The sequence below is a fragment of the Kitasatospora sp. NPDC051984 genome (genome assembly GCF_044593455.1).
Lineage (GTDB): Bacteria > Actinomycetota > Actinomycetes > Streptomycetales > Streptomycetaceae > Kitasatospora.
Map to the genome: position 1 here is coordinate 405363 of NZ_JBIUCB010000004.1, position 20785 is coordinate 426147.

The 20785-nt window shown below is 72.0% G+C and carries 16 protein-coding genes; all 16 read right to left on the reverse strand.

Annotated features, from left to right (window positions below):
- The 16 genes from ACIHEI_RS11105 to ACIHEI_RS11180 all read right to left on the reverse strand — a co-directional run bounded on the left by ACIHEI_RS11105 (nucleotide 1) and on the right by ACIHEI_RS11180 (nucleotide 20474).
- Nucleotides 1–1062: a hypothetical protein gene (locus tag ACIHEI_RS11105; RefSeq protein ID WP_396606399.1), complete on the reverse strand. Its 1062-nt coding sequence runs from the start codon at nucleotides 1060–1062 to the stop codon at nucleotides 1–3.
- A gap of 88 nt (nucleotides 1063–1150) precedes the next feature.
- Nucleotides 1151–1720, reverse strand: coding sequence for a hypothetical protein (locus ACIHEI_RS11110; RefSeq protein WP_387643107.1), 570 nt, complete (start codon nucleotides 1718–1720; stop codon nucleotides 1151–1153).
- A gap of 72 nt (nucleotides 1721–1792) precedes the next feature.
- The gene (locus ACIHEI_RS11115) at nucleotides 1793–3109 is read right to left on the reverse strand and encodes a glutamate-5-semialdehyde dehydrogenase (RefSeq protein WP_396606400.1); all 1317 of its coding nucleotides are present in this window, start codon (nucleotides 3107–3109) and stop codon (nucleotides 1793–1795) included.
- Between the two features lie 73 nt (nucleotides 3110–3182).
- Nucleotides 3183–3632: a hypothetical protein gene (locus ACIHEI_RS11120; RefSeq protein WP_392947278.1), complete on the reverse strand. Its 450-nt coding sequence runs from the start codon at nucleotides 3630–3632 to the stop codon at nucleotides 3183–3185.
- 79 nt (nucleotides 3633–3711) lie between these two features.
- Entirely contained in the window at nucleotides 3712–4848 is a 1137-nt protein-coding gene (gene proB, locus ACIHEI_RS11125; protein WP_392947275.1) for a glutamate 5-kinase, read from the reverse strand.
- 235 nt (nucleotides 4849–5083) lie between these two features.
- Nucleotides 5084–6544, reverse strand: a complete 1461-nt coding sequence (obgE, locus tag ACIHEI_RS11130; RefSeq protein WP_387643103.1) for a GTPase ObgE — start codon at nucleotides 6542–6544, stop codon at nucleotides 5084–5086.
- A gap of 100 nt (nucleotides 6545–6644) precedes the next feature.
- Nucleotides 6645–6902, reverse strand: a complete 258-nt coding sequence (rpmA, locus tag ACIHEI_RS11135; RefSeq protein WP_014135732.1) for a 50S ribosomal protein L27 — start codon at nucleotides 6900–6902, stop codon at nucleotides 6645–6647.
- 39 nt (nucleotides 6903–6941) lie between these two features.
- A complete protein-coding gene (rplU, locus tag ACIHEI_RS11140) occupies nucleotides 6942–7259 on the reverse strand; it encodes a 50S ribosomal protein L21 (protein WP_099899174.1) in 318 nt (105 codons plus the stop codon).
- 237 nt (nucleotides 7260–7496) lie between these two features.
- Nucleotides 7497–10937 (reverse strand): ribonuclease E/G, encoded by a 3441-nt coding sequence (locus tag ACIHEI_RS11145; protein WP_396606401.1) that lies wholly within the window; start codon nucleotides 10935–10937, stop codon nucleotides 7497–7499.
- Nucleotides 10938–11299: 362 nt separating this feature from the next.
- Entirely contained in the window at nucleotides 11300–12073 is a 774-nt protein-coding gene (locus tag ACIHEI_RS11150) for a TIGR03936 family radical SAM-associated protein (protein ID WP_392956664.1), read from the reverse strand.
- A 248-nt stretch (nucleotides 12074–12321) separates the two neighbouring features.
- The gene (locus ACIHEI_RS11155; protein WP_396606402.1) at nucleotides 12322–14250 is read right to left on the reverse strand and encodes a TIGR03960 family B12-binding radical SAM protein; all 1929 of its coding nucleotides are present in this window, start codon (nucleotides 14248–14250) and stop codon (nucleotides 12322–12324) included.
- Between the two features lie 84 nt (nucleotides 14251–14334).
- Nucleotides 14335–15534, reverse strand: coding sequence for a rod shape-determining protein RodA (gene rodA / locus ACIHEI_RS11160; RefSeq protein WP_392956663.1), 1200 nt, complete (start codon nucleotides 15532–15534; stop codon nucleotides 14335–14337).
- Nucleotides 15531–17765 carry a penicillin-binding protein 2 gene (gene mrdA / locus ACIHEI_RS11165; protein WP_392956662.1) on the reverse strand — a complete coding sequence of 745 codons (2235 nt, stop codon included), beginning with the start codon at nucleotides 17763–17765 and terminating at the stop codon, nucleotides 15531–15533. Before mrdA ends, rodA begins: the two co-directional genes overlap by 4 nt.
- 21 nt (nucleotides 17766–17786) lie before the next feature.
- A complete protein-coding gene (mreD, locus tag ACIHEI_RS11170; RefSeq protein ID WP_387643097.1) occupies nucleotides 17787–18434 on the reverse strand; it encodes a rod shape-determining protein MreD in 648 nt (215 codons plus the stop codon).
- Nucleotides 18434–19369 (reverse strand): rod shape-determining protein MreC, encoded by a 936-nt coding sequence (gene mreC, locus ACIHEI_RS11175; RefSeq protein ID WP_396606403.1) that lies wholly within the window; start codon nucleotides 19367–19369, stop codon nucleotides 18434–18436. Before mreC ends, mreD begins: the two co-directional genes overlap by 1 nt.
- A gap of 79 nt (nucleotides 19370–19448) precedes the next feature.
- Complete coding sequence (locus ACIHEI_RS11180; protein WP_387643832.1) at nucleotides 19449–20474, reverse strand: rod shape-determining protein; 1026 nt, start codon at nucleotides 20472–20474, stop codon at nucleotides 19449–19451.
- Between the last annotated feature and the right edge of the window lie 311 nt (nucleotides 20475–20785).

Consider the following 20785-nt stretch of genomic DNA (forward strand, 5'->3'; position numbering starts at 1 on the left):
TCAGCCGGTGATCGGCCCGAGCACCCCGCAGGTCTGCCAGGCCGGCCGGCTGTGGTCGGCCGGGTTCACGGCGGGCGGGGTGCTCGGGTGGACGCCTGCCGCGGTGGCCAGCGTCGGCTGCAGGTAGTCGCTCTGCACGGTACCGCAGCCGGTGGGCCCGGCCTGGACGATGGAATCGACCACCCGGACGCGTCCGGCGTCCAGGTCGGCCCGGTCGATGTCGATCCGCACCTCCCGGCGCACCGAGTACAGGGTGACCGAGGGGTCGCTGGTGGTGCCGGCCGGGCGCAGCGCGTAGACCAGGGTGTGGTCGGCGGTGATCTCCAGCGTGCCGGGGTTGAGTTCGCCGACCTGGACGGCGCCGTTGACCTTCACGGTGTCGGTGGCCAGGGCGACCTGCCCGGGGTCGAAGCGCACCATCCAGCCGGTGGCGGCGTGGTGCTGGTCGTCGCGCGGCGTGTTGACGCTGTCGTCGTACTGGGCCAGTTCGCCGGTCGTGAGCAGCTCGCGGACCTGGCCGGTCTCGTTGGCGGTCAGGGTGGCGGGGGTCAGCTCGGAGACCACCAGGTAGTGCTGGACGGAGTCCAGGGCGCGCTGCACGTCCGTCCCGCCGAAGTGCGCGGTGGACGAGGCGGGCGGCATGTTGAAGCCGCCCTGGCCGTCCGCGTAGCCGGTCGGCAGCGCGGCGAACGGGTGGGCGGGGTCGGGGACGGCACCGACCGTGGCGGACGGGCTGAGCGGGGTGACGACGGACGTCAGCTGGGCGCCGCTGGGCGGCACGGCCTGGCCGTGCGGGGAGCTGACACCGAAGTAGACGGCCGCGGCGAACGCCATCGCCACCAGCAGCAGCAGAATCACCGCCTGCCGCGGCAACGACCCGAACCAGCCCCAGCCGCGCCTCCGGGTGGCCCGGCCGAACGCGCCGGCCAGCCGCTCCTGCGCGGACAGTTCCTGGATCCGGGCAGCCTTCACGAACGATTCGTCGAAGACGACGGACCGGAACTCGTCATCGTTGGAGCCACCTTCGGGCGTGCCCTCGGGAGGCTCGCGCCGGTCACCCATGAGACCAGGGTAGGCTCGCCCGCCGCGCGCGACGAGAGGGGCGCGGGTAACGAGACCGCCACGACCGGTGATCGGCGGAGCGGCCCGCTCAGCCCGCCGGAACGGCCGCCGTCACGGGTGGCTGCACCGAGGGCGTCGTGCTGGGGCTGCTGGTCCCGCTGGACGGCCGGGCCGGCGACTCGGGGGCGTTGCCGACGCCCCGGTACACGGCGGCGACGGCCAGCGCGACCACACCGATGCCCATCACCAGGGCCAGCACCCAGGCCACCGGCCGGTGCCAGCGCTGCTGGGCGACCGACCCGCCGCGCAGCGGATCGAAGGCGCGCAGGCGCGAGCGGCGGGTGCGCCGGTGCTGCCGGTCGCCGCCCGACCACGGGTCGGGGTAGAAGCGGTCTTCGTCCAGTCCGCCGGGCAGCGGGCGCAGCTCGAGCGGCAGCACCTCGCTCCCGGAAGTGAACTCGTAGCTCCGGGCCGCACCGGCCTGATCCGGCTCGAACCTGGTCTCGGCGGCGGCGAGTTGCCGCTCCCGGGCGCTCGGCTCGTGCACGGCGGCGGAGCGGACGAAGCTCTCGTCGAAGACCACGGTGGCGAACTCGTCGTCCGCATCACCATGGTCGGCGCCGTCGGAGTACGGCGAGCCCCCCACATCCTCAGCCACGGATTCAATGTATTACCGGCCGGGGCGTTTGTCTGTGGGTCGGGCCGATCGGGTATGTGACGCCCGCGGCATTCAGCTGCCGAGGCCGCCGACGGTCTGCCGGGCCTCGCCGCGCACGTGGCCGTCGCCGGTGACGATGTACTTGGTGCTGGTCAGCTCCGGCAGGCCCATCGGGCCGCGGGCGTGCAGCTTCTGGGTGGAGATGCCGATCTCCGCGCCGAAGCCGAACTCGGCGCCGTCGGTGAACCGGGTCGAGGCGTTGACGGCCACCGTGGTGGAGTCGACGAGCTGGGTGAAGCGGCGGGCGGCGGCCTGCGAGGTGGTGACGATCGCCTCGGTGTGGCCGGACGACCAGCGGCGGATGTGCTCCACGGCGGCCTCCAGCGAGGGCACCACGGCGGCCGCCAGGTCCAGCGACAGGTACTCGGTCCCCCAGTCCTCCTCGGTCGCCGGGACGGCCGTCACACCGGTGCCCTCGGCGGCCTTCAGCACCGCGTCGTCGCCGTGCACGGTGACGCCCGCCTCGGCGAGGGTGGTCAGCGCGAGCGGCAGGAAGGCGTCCGCAACGTCCTGGTGCACCAGCAGGGTCTCGGCGGCGTTGCAGACGCTGACCCGCTGGGCCTTGGAGTTCAGCAGCACGCCGACGGCCATCGCCAGGTCGGTCTGCGCGTCCACGTACACGTGGCAGTTGCCGGTGCCGGTCTCGATCACGGGGACGGTGGAGCCCTCCACCACGGTGCGGATCAGCGAGGCGCCGCCGCGCGGGATCAGCACGTCGACCAGGCCGCGGGCGCGCATCAGCTCCTGCACCGACTCGCGGCTCTCGCCCGGCACCAGCTGGATCACGTCGGCCGGCAGGCCCGCCCCGGCGACCGCCTCGCGCAGCACCTCCACCAGCGCCGTGTTGGAGCGGTACGCGGAACCGGAGCCGCGCAGCAGCACCGCGTTGCCGGACTTCAGGCAGAGCGCGGCGGCGTCCACCGTGACGTTCGGCCGGGCCTCGTAGATGATGCCGACCACGCCCAGCGGCACCCGCACCTGGCGCACGTCCAGCCCGTTCGGCAGGGTGTAGCCGCGCACCACCTCGCCCACCGGGTCGGGCAGGCCGACCACGCTGCGCACGTCGGCGGCGATCGCGGCGATCCGGTCCCGGTTCAGCGTCAGCCGGTCGATCACCGACTCGGCGGTGCCCGCCGCGCGGGCCCGGTCGACGTCCTCGGCGTTGGCGGCGGTGATCTCACCGGCCCGGGCGACCAGTGCGTCCGCGATCGCCAGCAGCGCGGCGTCCTTCACCGAACGCGGCACTGGCGCCAGGGCGGCGGCCGCCTCCCGGGCACGGCGCGCGGCGGCGAGGACGGGGCTGTCGGAGGTGGCGGTGAGGTCGCTCATGGCACCAAGCCTAGCGAGACACCCACCCCGCCCCGGCGGACATTTCGCCCGCTGAGACGCGGCGCCCCGTCCGTCAGTACGGGTGCACCCCGCCCAGCTGCGGCAGCGGTCCACCGAAGCCCTCCGCGACCCGCTTGTGGTACGTCGGGCGGTCCACCACCTCCAGGCCGACGATCTCCCAGGCCGGGAGCTTCGCGCTGGCCTTGTGCTCGCCCCACAGCCGCAGCGCGATCGCCGCCGCGTCGTGCAGGTCCCGCGCCTCTTCCCAGTACCGGACCTCGGCGTGGTCGGCGGCGTAACGGGCCGTCAGGAAGAAGGAATGGTCGTGCGCCAGCTTCTCCAGCGCCGCCCGCAGCTCCGGCAGCGGCGTCGCCGCCCCGGCCACACTCAGCACCACGTGCCACAGCCGGCCCTGCTCCGGCTCCCGCACGCCCTCCTGCTCCTCGACGCCCCGGCCGCCCTCGATGCTGGTGAGCCGCCGCTCGGACGTCCCCGGCAGCGCTTCCTCCCGCCTGCGAACCACCGGCGGCCTCCCATTCAGCGTGTCGCGCGGGCCCCCGGCCCGCTGCTCCCACCCCCCGTACCGGGCCCGCCGCCCGCGCTCAGCCGCGCAGCACGACCAGGTCGTCGCGGTGGACGACCTCGCGTTCGTACGCGGCACCGAGCTCCTGGGCCAGTTCTCGCGTGGACCGGCCGAGCAGACGGGGCAACTCCCTCGCATCAAAGTTGACCAGTCCGCGGGCGACGATGTGACCGTTTTCGCCAAGAAGGTCGACCGGATCACCCGCGGTGAACTCCCCGTCCACCCCGGTCACCCCGGCCGGGAGCAACGACTTCCCGCCGTGCACCACCGCCGCCACCGCCCCGTCGTCCAGGGTCAGCGTGCCGCGCGGCGTGGACGCGTGCTCCAGCCACAGCAGCCGGTCCGCGGAGCGGCTGCCGGTACGCAGGAACAGCGTGCCGGTGGGCCGGCCGGCCAGCGCGTCGGCCGCGTGGCTCGCCGCCGTCAGCACCACCGGGATGCCCGCACCGGTGGCGATCCGGGCCGCCTCCACCTTCGTCACCATGCCCCCGGTGCCGACGCCCGCCTTGCCGGCGCTGCCGACCTCCACCCCGGCCAGGTCCGCCGGGCCGCGCACCACGTCGAGTCGGCTGCTGCCGGGCTTCGACGGGTCGCCGTCGTACAGGCCGTCCACGTCGGACAGCAGCACCAGCAGATCTGCCCGCACCAGGTGCGCCACCAGCGCCGCCAGCCGGTCGTTGTCGCCGAACCGGATCTCGGCGGTGGCCACCGTGTCGTTCTCGTTGACGATCGGCATCGCGCCCATCGTCAGCAACTGCTCCAGCGTCCGGAACGCGTTGCGGTAGTGCGCCCGCCGGCTGGCGTCCTCCGCGGTCAGCAGCACCTGCCCGACCCGCACCCCGTACCGCGCGAACGACGCCGTGTAACGGGCCACCAGCAGGCCCTGCCCCACACTGGCCGCCGCCTGCTGCCGGGCCAGGTCCTTCGGCCGCTTCTCCAGCCCGAGCGGCGCCAGACCGGCGGCGATCGCACCCGACGAGACCAGCACGATCTCCGGCGCGTCCTTGCCCGTCCGCGACTTCGCCAACGCGTCCACCAGGGCATCCACCCGGTCCGCGTCCAGCCCGCCGGCAGCGGTGGTCAGCGACGACGATCCGACCTTCACCACGATCCGCCGCGCCGAGACGACCTCCTCGCGGAGCAACTGATCCACCATCAGTCCGACCCTTCCGACACGACGTCCTGTACGCCCGCAATGTAGCCATTCGGCAGACACGGTACGAAATCGGCGCAAGGCGTGAGACGGAAACCGCACCACCAGGGGCGCGTGGGGGTACCTCCCGGCCCGCTGGGGCTGGGGGAGAACCGCGCGCGGCGGAAGGCACCAAGCAGCAAGGTCGCGACCCCGACAATCACTTGCCGTTGATCGCGACCTTGCTGACAGCCACTCTTTACTGCTCCAGCTGCTCCCGGCCGGAGCTGAGCGCCTCGAAGTCGAGGTACTCCTGCTCCGCCGAGTCCCGCCCGCGCGCCTTTTCGCGGCGGCGGTCGACCGCCGGCCGCTGGGTCTCGAAGCGGTGGTCCTCGCCGCGGCGGCCGAGCATCTCCGCGCCGGCGGCCATGGTGGGCTCCCAGTCGAAGACCACGGCGTTCTCGTCGGGGCCGATGATGACGGTGTCGCCCTCCTTGGCGCCGACCTTCCAGAGCTGCTGCTCGACGCCGAGGCGGGCGAGCCGGTCGGCGAGGTAGCCGACGGCCTCGTCGTTGGCGAAGTCGGTCTGGCGGACCCAGCGTTCGGGCTTGACGCCGCGGATGCGGAACGCGCCGTCCTCTTCCTCGATGGTGAAGCCGGCGTCGTCCACGGCGGTCGGGCGGATGACGATCCGGGTGTTCTCCTGGACCGGCTTGGCGGCGCGCGCGGCGGAGACGATCTCGGCCAGCGCGTAGGAGAGTTCGCGCAGGCCCTTGTGGGCGAGCGCGGAGACCTCGAAGACCCGGTAGCCGCGCTCCTCGAGCGAGGCGCGGGTGAGGTCGGCGATGTCCTGGCCGTCCGGGACGTCGATCTTGTTGAGGGCGACCAGTCGCGGCCGGTCCTCGAGGCCGCCGTACTGGGCGAGTTCGTCCTCGATGGTCTCGAGGTCGGTGAGCGGGTCGCGGCCCGGCTCCAGGGTGGCGCAGTCGAGGACGTGGACGAGCACCTCGCAGCGCTCGACGTGCCTCAGGAACTCCAGGCCGAGGCCCTTGCCCTGGCTGGCGCCGGGGATCAGGCCGGGCACGTCGGCGATCGTGTAGACGGTCTCGCCGGCGGTCACCACACCGAGGTTGGGGACGAGGGTGGTGAACGGGTAGTCGGCGATCTTCGGCTTGGCCGCGGAGAGCACCGAGATCAGCGAGGACTTGCCGGCGCTCGGGTAGCCGACCAGCGCGACGTCGGCGACGGACTTGAGCTCCATCACGATGTCGCGGGCCTCGCCGGGCTCGCCGAGCAGCGCGAAGCCGGGGGCCTTGCGGCGGGCGGAGGCCAGCGCGGCGTTGCCGAGGCCGCCGCGGCCGCCCTGGGCGGCGACGAAGGTGGTGCCGTGACCGACCAGGTCGGCCAGCACGTTGCCCTGGCGGTCGAGGACGACGGTGCCGTCCGGGACGGGCAGGACCAGGCCCTGGCCCTCGGCGCCGGTGCGGTGGCCGCCCGCGCCGGGCTTGCCGTTGGTGGCCTTGCGCTTGGGCGAGTGGTGGTACTCGAGCAGGGTGGTGACCTGCGAGTCCACCACCAGGGTCACCGAGCCGCCCTCGCCGCCGTTGCCCCCGTCGGGGCCGCCGAGCGGCTTGAACTTCTCGCGGTGCACGGAGGCGCAGCCGTGGCCTCCGTTACCCGCGGCGACGTGCAGTTCGACGCGGTCCACGAAGGTGGTCATGAGTGCCTCCTGTGCGAAAGAAAAAGGTGTTCCTGAGGTAAAGCGCAAAGGGTGGGCCCGGATAGTCCCGGCCCACCCTTCACAGCGAGTCTGTGCAGACTCAGGCCTCGACGGCCACGATGTTGACGACCTTGCGGCCGCGACGGTTGCCGAACTGGACGGCACCGGCGGTCAGCGCGAACAGGGTGTCGTCGCCGCCACGGCCGACGTTGGCGCCCGGGTGGAAGTGGGTGCCACGCTGGCGGACGATGATCTCGCCGGCGGAGACGACCTGACCGCCGAAGCGCTTCACGCCGAGGCGCTGGGCGTTCGAGTCACGACCGTTGCGAGTGGAACTCGCACCCTTCTTGTGTGCCATCTGGCTATCCCCTTTCTAGGAAGACCGCAGTAAGTGTGATTACTTGCTGACCGAGTCGATGCTGGTGATGCGCACCGCGGTGTGCTTCTGGCGGTGGCCCTGACGACGGCGGTAGCCGGTCTTGTTCTTGTAGCGCAGGATGACGATCTTGTCGCCCTTGGTCTGGTCGACGACCTCGGCGTGCGCCTTCACGCCACCGAGCACCCACGGGTCGGAGGTGACGGACTCACCATCGACGACGAGGATGGTCGAGAGCTCGACCGAGTCACCCGGCTTGGCGTCAATACGGTCGATCTCCAGCACGTCGCCCACGGCGACCTTGTGCTGGCGGCCGCCTGCGCGAACGATCGCGTACATGCGGTACCTACTTTCCTAACTCGGTCGGAACTCCCGATGCCAGCGGCCTGGGTATGGACACAGGCTGCCTCCCCCGGAAAGAGCCGGAACCGGCTCTCAGTCGGGAGGTGAAGTGCTCAGGAGCATGGCGTCAACACGCCGAGGGTCAAGAATACGGACCGGTCCAGCCGAAGACAAACCGGGCCGTGCGCGGGGCCGGGACCGCCACCGAAGTGGTGGCGGTCCCGGCCCCGGGGCTCACTCTGCGGCGCCGTCACCTTCGGCGGCCGCGGCCTTCTTGGCCGCCGCGCTGGTCCGCTTGGTGGCGGTCTTGCGGGCGGTGGTCTTCTTGGCGGCCGTGGCGGTGGTCTTCTTCGCCGCGGTCTTCTTGGCCGTGGTGGTCTTCTTCGCCGCGGTCGTCTTGGCGGCCGTCTTGCGGGCGGCCCGCTTCTTCGGCGCCGGCTCCTCGGTCTCGACCGCCACGGCGACCTCGGCCTCGGGCTCCACCGCGGCAACGGCCTCGGCCGTCACCTCGGCAGCGGTCTCGGTGACCGGCTCCTCGGCAGCGGACTTCTCCGCGGCGCTCAGCGCGGCCTCCATCGCGGCCTCGGCGCGGGCCTGCAGCACCACGATCTCGGCCTCGCCGGACGCCCCGGCCGGAGCGGTGGCCTTGCGCACCGCGCGGCGGCGGGTACGGCCCGCCGGCGGAGCGGTCGGCGGGATCTCCACCAGGCTCGCCTTCTCCTCGACGGCCGGCTCCTCGACGACCGGCTCCTCGGCCACGACGGTCTCCACGACCTCGGCCTCGACCGGCGCCTCGATCGGCTCCAGCTCCTCGACGGCCTCGACCGCCGCGGCAGCCTCCACCGGCTCGACGCTCTCGACCGTCTCGACGGTCTCCGCCCCGGCCCCGCCGCGGCCACGGCGACGGCGCTTGCCGCCGCCCTCGCCCGCGCCGGTGGTGGCGGTGGCCGTCGCGGCCGCGCCGCCGCCGTGGCTGTGCGGCTGGTCCATGTGCACGATCACGCCGCGGCCGTTGCAGTGCACGCAGGGCTCGGAGAAGGACTCCAGCAGGCCCTGGCCGACCCGCTTGCGGGTCATCTGGACCAGGCCGAGCGAGGTGACCTCGGCCACCTGGTGCTTGGTGCGGTCGCGGCCCAGGCACTCCAGCAGGCGGCGCAGCACCAGGTCACGGTTGGACTCCAGCACCATGTCGATGAAGTCGATCACGATGATGCCGCCGAGGTCGCGCAGCCGCAGCTGGCGGACGATCTCCTCGGCCGCCTCGATGTTGTTGCGGGTGACGGTCTCCTCGAGGTTGCCGCCCTGGCCGACGAACTTGCCGGTGTTGACGTCGACGACGACCATCGCCTCGGTCCGGTCGATCACCAGCGAGCCGCCGGAGGGCAGCCAGACCTTGCGGTCCAGCGCCTTCATCAGCTGCTCGTCGATCCGGTACGTGGCGAACACGTCGACGTCCGAGGTCCACTTCTGCAGGCGCTCGGTGAGGTCGGGGGCCACGTTGGAGACGTAGTCGTGGATGGTGCTCCAGGCGTCCGCACCGCTGACGATGACCTTGGTGAAGTCCTCGTTGAAGATGTCGCGGACCACGCGCACCGTCATGTCGGGCTCGCCGTAGAGCAGCGCCGGGGCGTTGCCGGAGGCGGCCTTCTTCTGGATCTCCTCCCACTGCGTCTGCAGGCGCTGGACGTCGCGGGTCAGCTCCTCCTCGGAGGCGCCCTCGGCGGCGGTACGGACGATCACGCCCGCGTCGTCCGGGACGATCTTCTTGAGGATCTGCTTGAGGCGGGCCCGCTCGTTCTCCGGCAGCTTGCGGGAGATACCGGTCATCGAGCCCTCGGGCACGTACACCAGGTAGCGGCCGGGCAGCGAGATCTGGCTGGTCAGACGGGCGCCCTTGTGGCCGATCGGGTCCTTGGAGACCTGGACCAGCACGGACTGGCCGGACTTCAGCACCGACTCGATCCGGCGCGGGCCGCTGTGGCCGCCCAGCGCACCGAAGTTGACCTCGCCGGCGTACAGCACGGCGTTGCGGCCCTTGCCGATGTCGACGAACGCGGCCTCCATCGACGGCAGCACGTTCTGCACCTTGCCCAGGTACACGTTGCCGACGTAGCTGGTGGCCTGCTCCTTGTTGACGTAGTGCTCGACCAGCACGCCGTCCTCGAGCACGCCGATCTGGGTGCGGGTGCCGGTCTGACGCACCACCATGACCCGCTCGACGGACTCGCGGCGGGCCAGGAACTCGGCCTCGGTGATGATCGGCACCCGGCGGCGGCCCAGCTCGCGGCCCTCGCGGCGGCGCTGCTTCTTGGCCTCCAGGCGGGTGGAGCCCTTGATGGACTGCACCTCGTCCGGGTCGAACGCGGGCTCGGTGGAGCGGCGGCGCGGCTCGCGGACCTTCACCACGGTGCGCACGCCGTCCTCGGTGGTCTCCCCCGCGTCGGCACCGCCCTCACCGCTGCGGCGGCGACGGCGACGGCGGCGGCGCGAGGAGGACAGGCCGGCGGCCAGGTCGTCCTCGTCCTCGTCCTCGTCGTGGCCTTCCTGGGCCTCGGGCTCCTCGTGGGTGTCCTCGACCTCGGTCTCGACGGTCTCGGTCGGCTCGCCCGCGTCCTCGGCGTCACCGCGACGGCGACGACGGCCGCCCCGACGGCGGCGGCGGGACGGACGGTCGTCCTCCCACTCCGACTCCTGCTCCGGCCCGGCGGCGGGCGCCTCGACCTCGGCCGGGGCCTCGGCCTTCACCGGCTGGGCGGCCTTCACCGGCTCCGCGGCCTTGACGGGCTGGGCGGCCTTCGCGGGCTGCGCCGCCTTGGCGGCCCTGGCACCCTTCGCGGACTGCTGGACGCGCACCTGGGTGCGCACCCGGCGGCGACGGCCGACGCCGCTGTACTCGAACTCGTCGTCGGTCTCGGCCTCGTCCTGCGGCGCGGCGGCCGGGGCCTGCTCGGCCTTGGCGGCGGGCGCGGCCTTGGCGGCAGGCGCGGCAGCGGGGGCGGACGCGGGCTCCTGGAAGACCGGCGCCTGGAAGATCGCGGTGGAGGGGCGGACGGCACGGCGGCGGGCGCGCGGCGGCTCGGCCGAGGTCTCGACGACCGGCTCGGCGACGGGCTCCTCGGCGACCGGCTCGGCCGCGGGCTCCTCCTCGACGACCGGCTCCTCGGCGACCACGGGGCTCTGGGCCGGCGCGGAGACGCGCTTGCGCGCCCGGCGGGCGCGGACCGGCTTCTCCTCGACGGCCGGCTCGGCCACCGGCTCCTCGGCGGCGGGCTCCTCGGCGACCGGCTCCTCGGCCGCCACGGGGCTCTGGGCCGGCGCGGAGACGCGCTTGCGCGCCCGGCGGGCGCGAACGGGCTTCTCCTCCGCGGCCGGCTCGGCGGCGGCGGGCTCCTCGGCGACCGGCTCGGCGGCGGCGGGGGTGGTCTCCGGCGTGGTGGCCGGGGCCTCGGCACGCTTGCGGGTACGCCGGGCCCGGGCGGGCTTCTCGGCGGCCGGCGGCTCCTCGGCGCTCGCCGGGGCGGCCGCGACGACGGTCTCGGCGCTCTCGCCGGCGGCGCCCTGCGGGGAGCCGGCCGGGCGGGAGACCGCCCGGCGCCGGCGGCGCGGCGGGGCGGCGGAGGCGCCGTCGTCGGTGTGGTCGGCCGCAGCGGACTGCGGTTCGGTGTTTTCGAGCATGCGGGTGTATCTCCCGTCAGGCCCCCGGGCTCCGCATCCGGGCACGACGTGCCACCGCATTCACCAGCCGGCCGCACCTTTCGGGCGGTTCCGGCTCCCACGGTGCCGTCGTTCGGACGCGAGGCCGCACAGGGGCTCGTAGTCTCGCTCGACCCCCGCAGGGCGCGGGGAGTCGAAAAGTCTTCTGGTCTGACCAGTCTTCTCAGTTTTCAAGGGCCGGGCCGGGGACGGCCGGGCCTTCGCGCAACGACGCTCGCTCCCCTGGGGAGCCGCGGAGGCCGGGGAGCCGCAGGCCCGGAGATGAGCTCCGTGCCTGCGCTCCCGCCCACTCGGCGGACGGCGGATGCGCGCGGCGGGGCGGCCTACCGGCCGACCTCGGCCGCGGCGCGGTCGAGCGCCAGCGGGTCGGTCACCGTGCCGGTCTGCTCGTCGAGCGGCCCCTGCGCCAGCCTGGTCACCTCTGCGGGGACCGGCGGCGCGAGGTCGGCCGTCGAACGGAGGCCGGACAATACGTCGTCGGGTCGTACGGCGGGTGTGGCGTGTCGTACTACCAGGCGCAGTATCGCACAGGGAGCACCCGTACGAACATCGCCCGCACCCTCGGTGAGTGTGTCGTCACCGATCCCGACCTGCGCGGAGCCCTCCGGGAGCAGCTCGATGGCGGCGACGGCGGCGCGCGCATCGAAAGTGCGCAGGCCGTTCTTGGTCATCCGCTGCACCTCGACCGCCTCGGCGGCCAGGAAAGCGGCGGCGGCGCGCTCGGCCTCGGCGGGCTCCACGCCGGGCAGGCGCAGCAGCCACTCGGAAGCCTCGAGCCGCTCGACGAAGTTGCTGGTGCGCACCTCGACGGCGTCGATGATGTCCAGACCGGACGGCATCGACTCGTCGAGCTGCCGGCGCAGCGCCTCCGGGTCGCGGGGCGCGGCAAGGCCGATCTCCAGGTACTCGGCCTCGCTGGCGGTACCGGTGGGGGCGGCATTCGCGTAGGAAACCTTGGGGTGCGGGGTGAAGCCCGCGGAGTAGGCCATCGGGACGGCCGAGCGGCGGAGCGCGCGCTCGAACGCCCGCTGGAAGTCCCGGTGGCTGGTGAAGCGCAGACGGCCGCGCTTGGTGTAGCGCAGACGGATGCGCTGCACCGTCGGCGCGGGCGGCGGACCGTCGGGCGTGCGGCGTGCCAGGGAGCTCAGTCCTTCTGTCAGTGTGTCCCCGTCCGGCCTCGCACCGCTTGCGGCTCCGGCCGGACTCTGTCGTTCCAAGGGTACGCGGTACCTCGACCCGCCAACGCCCGGCGTACCTCTCGGACCGCCGCCCCAGGTACCGGGCAGGTACGCCGAAGCCCCCGCCGCAGCATGTGCGACGGGGGCGAACTTCCGCTCCGGCTGGGTCAGTTGTTGACGACAGTCAGGGGCAGGAGCTTCTTGCCGGTGGGGCCGACCTGGATGTGGGTGTCCATCTGGGGGCAGACGCCGCAGTCGAAGCACGGGGTCCAGCGGCAGTCCTCGACCTCGACCTCTTCGAGGGCGTCCTGCCAGTCCTCCCAGAGCCAGTCCTTGTCGAGGCCGCTGTCGAGGTGGTCCCAGGGGAGGACTTCCTCGTAGGTGCGCTCGCGGGTGGTGTACCAGTCGACGTCGACGCCGGTGCCGGCCAGGCCCTTTTCGGCGGAGGCCATCCAGCGGTCGTACGAGAAGTGCTCGCGCCAGCCGTCGAAGCGGCCGCCGTCCTCGTAGACGGCGCGGATGACGGCGCCGATGCGGCGGTCACCGCGGGAGAGCAGGCCTTCGACGATGCCGGGCTTGCCGTCGTGGTAGCGGAAGCCGATGTTCTTGCCGAACTTGCGGTCGCCGCGGATGGAGTCGCGGAGCTTGGTGAGCCGCTCGTCGGTGGCTTCGGCGGACAGCTGCGGGGCCCACTGGAAGGGGGTGTGCGGCTTGGGGACGAAGCCGCCGATGGAGACGGTGCAGCGGATGTCGTTGGTGCCGGTGACCTCGCGGCCCTTGGCGATGACGTTCCTCGCCATCGCGCCGATCTGGAGGACGTCCTCGTCGGTCTCGGTGGGCAGGCCGCACATGAAGTACAGCTTCACCTGGCGCCAGCCGTTGCCGTACGCGGTGGCCACCGTGTTGATGAGGTCTTCCTCGGACACCATCTTGTTGATGACCTTGCGGATCCGCTCGGAGCCGCCTTCGGGGGCGAAGGTGAGGCCGGAGCGGCGGCCGTTGCGGGAGAGCTCGTTGGCGAGGTCGATGTTGAAGGCGTCGACCCGGGTGGACGGCAGCGAGAGGCCGACCTTGTCCTCGGCGTACCGGTCGGCGAGGCCCTTGGTGACGTCGGCGATCTCGGAGTGGTCGGCGGAGGAGAGCGAGAGCAGGCCGACCTCTTCGAAGCCGGTGGCCTTCAGGCCGCGCTCGACCATCTCGCCGATGCCGGTGATGCTTCGCTCCCGCACGGGGCGCGTGATCATGCCGGCCTGGCAGAAACGGCAGCCGCGGGTGCAGCCGCGGAAGATCTCCACGGACATCCGCTCGTGCACGGTCTCGGCGAGCGGGACGAGCGGCTGCTTGGGGTAGGGCCACTCGTCGAGGTCCATGACGGTGTGCTTGGAGACCCGCCACGGCACGCCGGGGCGGTTGGGGACGACGCGACCGATCCGGCCGTCCGGCAGGTACTCGACGTCGTAGAACCGCGGGATGTACACGCCGCCGGTCTTGGCGAGGCGCAGCAGCAGTTCGTCGCGGCCGCCGGGGCGGCCCTCGGCCTTCCAGGCGCGGACGATGTCGGTGATGTCGAGGACGGCCTGCTCGCCGTCGCCGATGACGGCGGCGTCGATGAAGTCGGCGATCGGCTCGGGGTTGAACGCGGCGTGGCCGCCGGCCAGCACGACCGGGTCGTCCATGGTGCGGTCCGCGGCGTTCAGCGGGATGCCCGCCAGGTCGAGCGCGGTCAGCATGTTGGTGTAGCCGAGCTCGGTGGAGAACGACAGACCGAAGACGTCGAAGGCCTTGATCGGGCGGTGCGCGTCCACCGTGAACTGGGGGACGCCGTGCTCGCGCATCAGGGCTTCGAGGTCGGGCCAGACGCTGTAGCTGCGCTCGGCGAGGACGCCCTCGCGCTCGTTCAGCACCTCGTAGAGGATCATGGTGCCCTGGTTGGGCAGGCCGACCTCGTAGGCGTCGGGGTACATCAGCGCCCAGCGGACATCGCAGGCGTCCCAGTCCTTGACGGTCGAGTTGAGCTCGCCACCGACGTACTGGATCGGCTTCTGGACGTGCGGGAGGAGGGCCTCCAGGCGTGGGAAGACCGATTCGACAGTCATGCGCAAGGACCTTTACGGCAGAAAAAGCAGTGACCCTTCAGGGTAGCCGAGCCCCGAGGGTCACTGTTTCCACGCGTGGAGCGGTCAGATCGCTATCGGCCGCTGCGAGCGCACCGACTGCAGCAGCCCGATCGCGATCCACACCGCGAACATCGACGAGCCGCCGTAGGAGACGAACGGCAGCGGAATGCCCGCGACCGGCATGATGCCGAGGTTCATGCCGATGTTCTCGAAGGCCTGGAAGGCGAACCAGGTGACCGCGCCGGCCGCCAGGATCGTGCCGAACAGGTCGGTGGCCTGACGCGCTATCCGGCAGGCCCGCCACAGGATGACGCCGAGCAGACCGATCATCACCAGGGCGCCGATGAAGCCGAGTTCCTCGCCGGCCACGCTGAACACGAAGTCGGTCTGCTGCTCGGGCACGAACTGGCCGGTGGTCTGGGTGCCGTGGAAGAGGCCCATGCCGAAAAGGCCGCCGGAGCCGATGGCGATCCGGGCCTGGGCGGTGTTGTAACCGACGCCGGACGGGTCGAGCGCCGGGTTGGCGAACGCCGCGAAGCGGTCGATCTGGTACTGGCTGAGGATGCCGAGCTTCCACACCGCGAGCGCGCCGGCGGTGCCGCCGGCCAGCAGGCCGATCACCCAGCGGTTGGCGGCGCCGGAGGCCATCAGCACGCCCAGCATGGTGACCACCATGACCATCACCGAGCCGAGGTCGGGCATCAGCATGACCACGCACATCGGGAAGCCTGCGACCGCCAGCGACTGCAGCACGCTGCGGGTGGGCGGGAACTCGCGCTCGCCGGCGTCCACCCGGGCGGACAGCACCACGGCCATGCCCAGCACGATCGCCAGTTTCGCGAACTCGGCGGGCTGGACGGAGAAGCCGCCGCCGAGCTGGATCCAGGAGTGCGCGCCGTTGATCGTCGAGCCGAGCGGGCTGAGCACCGCGAACAGCATCAGCATCACGGCCAGGTAGAAGAACGGCACCGCGGTGCGCAGCCGCCGGGTGCCCAGCGCGATCACCGCGACGCACAGGCCGATGCCGATCACCAGGTTGGTCAGGTGCCGGTACAGGAAGTACTGCGGGTCGCCGTGGGTCAGCGAGTCGCGGCCGCGGGTGGCGGACCAGACCAGCAGCGATCCCATCAGGGACAGCCCCAGCGCCGCCAGGATCATGATCCAGTCGAGCCGGCGCAGCGGGGAGTCCTTGGCCAGCGCCCGGGACAGCGAGGAGCGCCGCGGGGCGAGCCGCACGGTGCGGTACGAGCCGTAGGAGGTCATGACCGGCCCCTTCCGTTGCTGCCGGCCCGGTTGGGTTCCAGCGCGGCGAGCGCCACCGCGGTGGCGGGGTCGGCCTGGGCCGGGCGGGCCGGGTCCAGGAAGGTCCGGTCGCCCTCGTAGCTGTACGAGGCCTGGATGATCGCGGTGCCGTCCGGGTTGAACTTGGGCAGTGCGGCCTGCGGCTGCGGCAGCAGCGCCTTGGCGTTGTCGATGTTGCCCTTGTCGTCGACGCCGTACAGCGCCTGGTAGATCCGACGGACCGAGTCGCCGGAGCCGCCGGAGCCGGTGCCGCCCTGGCTGATCGTCATGACCACCGCGTAGTCCTTGCTGTAGGTGGTCAGCCAGGAGGTGGTCTGCTTGCCGGCGACCTCGGCGGTGCCGGTCTTGGCGTGCAGTTCGATCTTGCCCTGCGGCCAGCCGGCGCCGGTGAACTTCCAGGCGGCGGTACCGGCGGTGATGACGCCGGCGGTGGCCTGGTCGATGTACTCGAGCAGTTGTCCCTGCGCGGGGATCTTGCCGTCCTCGTGCGGGGCGATGTCACGCACCAGGGTGCCGTCGGGGCTGACGATCGCCTTGCCGATGCTGGGCCGGTACAGGGTGCCGCCGTTGGCGAGCGCCGAGTAGATCCGGGCCATCTGCAGCGGGGTGACCAGGGTGTCGCCCTGGCCGATGGCGAAGTTGACCATGTCACCGGCGCGCATCTGGTTGCCGTCGGCGCAGTTCTCGCGGGCGATCTCGTCGGCGTACTCGTGGCCGCCCTTGGCCGCCTGGTCGCACCAGGACTGCTTCATCGCGTCGTAGTAGGACTGCTTCCACTGCCGGTCGGGGACCCGGCCGGCCACCTCGCCCGGCAGGTCGATGCCGGTCTTGGCGCCGAGGCCGAACTCGTGGGCGGTCTTGAAGAACCAGTCCGGGGCGTCCTTCTTGGGCTTGAGGCCGCCGTCCTTCATCCACTGGTCGTAGGCGAGGCCGTAGAACACGGTGTCGCAGGAGACTTCGAGCGCCTTCTCCAGCGAGATGTCGCCGAACTGCTCGGACTCGAAGTTCTTGAACTCGCGGCCGCCGATGGTCAGCGACTTCGGGCACGGGTAGTGCCCGTTGAGGTCGTATCCGGCCTGCACGGCGGCGGTGGTGGAGATCACCTTGAACGTCGAGCCGGGTGCGGACTGACCCTGTATGGCCCGGTTGATCAGCGGGTAGTTGGAGTCCTTGCTGTTCAGCGCCTCGTAGTCCTTGGCGGAGATGCCGCCGACCCACAGGTTGGGGTCGTAGGTGGGGGCGCTGGCCATCGCGACGATCCGGCCGGTGTGGACGTCCATCACCACGGCCGCGCCGGAGTCGGCGAGGTAGTTCTTGCTGGTCTCCTTGTCGTACACCTTGCGGGCCTCGACCATGGCCTGGTTGAGCTGGTCCTCGACCACCTTCTGCACCCGGGCGTCGATCGAGGTGATCAGGTTGTTGCCGGGCTGGGCGGGGGTGGTGCCGGCGCTGCCGATCACCCGGCCGAGGTTGTCGACCTCCAGCCGGTCGACGCCGGTGGTGCCGCGCAGGTCGTCGTCGTAGACCGACTCCAGGCCGGCCCGGCCGATCTGGTCGGACGGCAGGCGGCGTTCACGGCCGGACTTGTCGGCGGTCTTGGTGACCTCGTCGTCGGTGACCGGCGACAGGTAGCCGAGGATCTGGGCGGCGCTGGCACCCTCCGCGCCGGTGTAGCGGCGCAGTGCGGTGGGCTGGGCGGTGACGCCGGGGAAGTCCTCGCGGCGCTCCATTATCTGCATCGCCTGCTGCGTGGTGGCCTGCTGGGTGACCGGGATCGGCTGGTACGGGGAGCCGTTCCAGCACGGCTGCGGGGTCTTCGCGTCGCACAGCCGGACCTTGTTCTTGACATCGTCGGCGGGCACGCCGAGGACGTCGGCGAGCCGGGAAAGCACCGCCTTGCCGTGGTCCTTCTGCTGCATCAGCGCGGTGCGGGACACCGACACCACCAGCTTGGTCTCGTTGCCGGCCAGGATCCGCCCGGCGGCGTCCAGGACCTCACCGCGGACGGCGGGCTCCACCACCTCGCGGATGTGGTTGCCCTGGGCCTTGGCGGTGAACTCCTTGCCGTTGCGGATCTGCAGGTACCACAGCCGACCGCCGAGGGTGGCCAGCAGCGACAGCACCAGGATCTGCAGCACCACCAGCCGGATCGTCACCCGCCGGGTACGGCCGGTATCAGGAATGTTCGTCACGTGCGCGGACTCCGTCCCGGCTCAGGGGCGCTTGGCGAGGCCGAGCGCGCGCTTCTTCTTGTAGGAGGCGGTGGACGAGGGGTCGCGCGTGGTCTTGTAGCGGGCCAGCGCGCCGAGGCCGGAGCCGCCGTCCGCGCCGCGCACCGTCTCGTTGACCACCCGGTCGCCGTCGAACCGGCGGGCCAGCAGCATCACCAGCGGCACCGTGAACGGGGCCAGCAGCACGTCGTACAGCAGGGCGCTGAACACCAGCCCGGTCAGGCCGACGTGCCGGGCCGCGGTGTCGCCGACCAGGGCGCCGACGGTGGCGTACAGCAGGGTGGAGACCACCGCGGCGACCGCCACCACGCCGATCGCGCTGAGCGCGGATCGCTGCCGGCCGTTCTCCGGGCGGAGCAGCCCGGCGCCGTAGCCGACCAGGCAGAGCACCAGCGCGTACCGGCCGACGGCGTGGTCGGACGGCGGGGCGAGGTCGGCCAGCAGGCCGGCGAAGAAGCCCGCCAGGCAGCCGCCGGTCGGGCCGTACACCAGGCCCAGGCCGACCACCACCAGCATCAGCAGGTCCGGGGTGGCACCGGGCAGCTGGAGCCGGCCGAGGATGCTGACCTGGACCACCAGGGCGAACACCAGCAGGACGGCGGACAGCAGGATCCGAGACGGACGAAACATCAGTTCCCCCCGGTGGTGGGCGGTGCGGGGGCAATCGGCGCCTGCGGGTTGCCCGCGGCGCCGGCGGAGGGGGCGGGGACCGGCGGCAGCACGGCGTCCCGCGGATCGGTGCGCGGCGGCACGACCACCACGCCGATCAGGTCGAGGCGGGTGAACTGCACGTACGGCTCGACCAGGATGGTCTTGGTGAGCTGACCCGGGGTGGCCTGCACCTCCTTGACGGTGCCGACCGGCACGCCGGGGACGAACGGGCGTCCGCTCTGCGAGCCGAAGGTGACCAGCCGGTCGCCGGCCTTCACCTGGGCGCGGCCGTTCAGCAGCTCGATCTTCATCGGCGAGGCGCCCTGGCCGGCCGCGAAGCCGATCTCGTTGTTGCCCTCCAGCCGGACGCCGGCGGTGAAGCCGGGGTCGGAGGCGAGCAGCACGGTCGCGGTGGTCGGGGCGACGGTGGTGATCCGGCCGACCAGGCCCTGGCCGTCGATGACGGTCATGTCGCGGGTCAGGCCGTCGTCGCTGCCGGCGTCGATGGTGATGGTCCAGGAGAAGCCCTGGGCGGCGCCGACCGCGATCACCTGCGCGGCCTTGATGGTGTAGCCGCCGGTGCCGGCGGTGCGCAGCATGTCGTCCAGCTGCTTGGTGCGGCCGGACGCGGCGTCCGAGGAGGCCAGCTTCTGGCGAAGCTCGGTGTTCTCCCGGGTGATCTGGTCCAGGCGCTGCTGGTGGGTGCTGGCGTCGCGGATCGCGCGGATGTACCCGGCGACCGGGTCGACGGCGCCGGCCGCGGCGTTCTCGACCGGGCCGAGCACGGACGCGGCCGCCCGGCGCGGGGCGCCGAGCGGCGAGTCCTGGCCGCCCTTGATGTCGACGGTGATCAGGGCGAATGCGAGCGCGACCAGCAGGACCAGCAGTAGTCGACTCTGTCGGGTGTCCCTCACGGTGCTGGTGCCGCCCCTTCGTGCTGAGTGTCCATCTGCTGGTCCATCAGCTCTGTCTGTTGTTCAGTTGGAAAGTTGTCTAGCGACGCGGCTGGGCGTCGAGTACCTGCTGCAGTGCCTCGAACTCCTCGACGCACTTGCCCGCCCCCAGGGCCACCGAGTCGAGCGGGTTCTCGGCGATGTGCACCGGCATGCCGGTCTCCCGGCGCAGCCGCTCGTCCAGGCCGCGAAGCAGGGCTCCGCCGCCGGTGAGCACGATGCCGCGGTCCATCACGTCGCCGGCCAGCTCCGGCGGGCACTGGTCGAGGGTGGTCTTCACCGAGTCGATGATCGAGTTCACCGGCTCGTCGATGGCGGTGCGGACCTCGGCGGCGGAGATCACCACGGTCTTCGGCAGGCCGGAGACCAGGTCGCGGCCGCGGATCTCGGCGTGCTCGTCCTTCTCGCCCTCCAGGCCGAACGCGGAGCCGATCGACATCTTGATCTGCTCGGCACTGCGCTCGCCGAGCAGCAGGCTGTACTCCTTCTTGATGTGCTGGACGATCGCGTTGTCCAGCTCGTCACCGGCCACCCGCAGCGACTGGGCGGTGACGATGCCGCCGAGCGAGATCACCGCGACCTCGGTGGTGCCGCCGCCGATGTCGACGACCATGTTGCCGGTCGGTTCGTGCACCGGCAGGCCGGAACCGATCGCGGCGGCCATCGGCTCCTCGATGATGTGCACCTGGCGGGCGCCGGCCAGCATGCTGGCCTCGACCACGGCACGGCGCTCGACACCGGTGATGCCGGAGGGGACGCACACCACGACCCGCGGGCGGGCCAGGTAGCGGCGGCGGTGGATCTTCAGGATGAAGTACCGCAGCATCCGCTCGGTGATCTCGAAGTCGGCGATCACGCCGTCCTTCAGCGGGCGGATCGCCACGATGTTGCCAGGGGTGCGACCGATCATCTGCTTGGCCTCGGCACCCACCGCGAGGATTCCTCCGGTGTTGGTGTTCACCGCGACCACCGACGGCTCGTTCAGCACGATGCCCTTGCCCCGGACGTACACCAGTGTGTTCGCGGTGCCGAGGTCGATCGCCAGGTCCCGGCCGAGGAACGACAGGTTGTTCGCCATGGGATGTCGAGTGCCTTCCCGAATGTGGATCAAGGGCGGGGGGAGAGCCGGCCGCCGGGGCCCGCAGGGCTGACGGCGGCTGAGCAGCCGCTCCGAGCCCGTGAGTTGGGGTCCATGGTAATCACGCCGGACGGTGCGAACGGCGGGCACGGAGTCCCGCCCATTCTCCGGGGACGGATCGGCTTCTCCTGGCATTGGGACGCCGTGTCGGAGGCTGGGGTTCCGTGATTTGAGGATTAACGCCCAGTTGGGCGAAGTGCCCCTGCCGAGGCAGGGGCACCGGGGCCGCACGGCCCTCC

Bases quoted from the DNA above. Each gene is read 5' to 3' on its own strand.
- mreD (WP_387643097.1), bottom strand. From the start codon at position 18,434: ATGTTTCGTCCGTCTCGGATCCTGCTGTCCGCCGTCCTGCTGGTGTTC.
- ACIHEI_RS11105 (WP_396606399.1), bottom strand. From the start codon at position 1,062: ATGGGTGACCGGCGCGAGCCTCCCGAGGGCACGCCCGAAGGTGGCTCC.
- ACIHEI_RS11115 (WP_396606400.1), bottom strand. From the start codon at position 3,109: ATGAGCGACCTCACCGCCACCTCCGACAGCCCCGTCCTCGCCGCCGCG.
- obgE (WP_387643103.1), bottom strand. From the start codon at position 6,544: ATGACCACCTTCGTGGACCGCGTCGAACTGCACGTCGCCGCGGGTAAC.
- proB (WP_392947275.1), bottom strand. From the start codon at position 4,848: ATGGTGGATCAGTTGCTCCGCGAGGAGGTCGTCTCGGCGCGGCGGATC.
- rpmA (WP_014135732.1), bottom strand. From the start codon at position 6,902: ATGGCACACAAGAAGGGTGCGAGTTCCACTCGCAACGGTCGTGACTCG.
- rplU (WP_099899174.1), bottom strand. From the start codon at position 7,259: ATGTACGCGATCGTTCGCGCAGGCGGCCGCCAGCACAAGGTCGCCGTG.
- rodA (WP_392956663.1), bottom strand. From the start codon at position 15,534: ATGACCTCCTACGGCTCGTACCGCACCGTGCGGCTCGCCCCGCGGCGC.
- ACIHEI_RS11145 (WP_396606401.1), bottom strand. From the start codon at position 10,937: ATGCTCGAAAACACCGAACCGCAGTCCGCTGCGGCCGACCACACCGAC.
- ACIHEI_RS11155 (WP_396606402.1), bottom strand. From the start codon at position 14,250: ATGACTGTCGAATCGGTCTTCCCACGCCTGGAGGCCCTCCTCCCGCAC.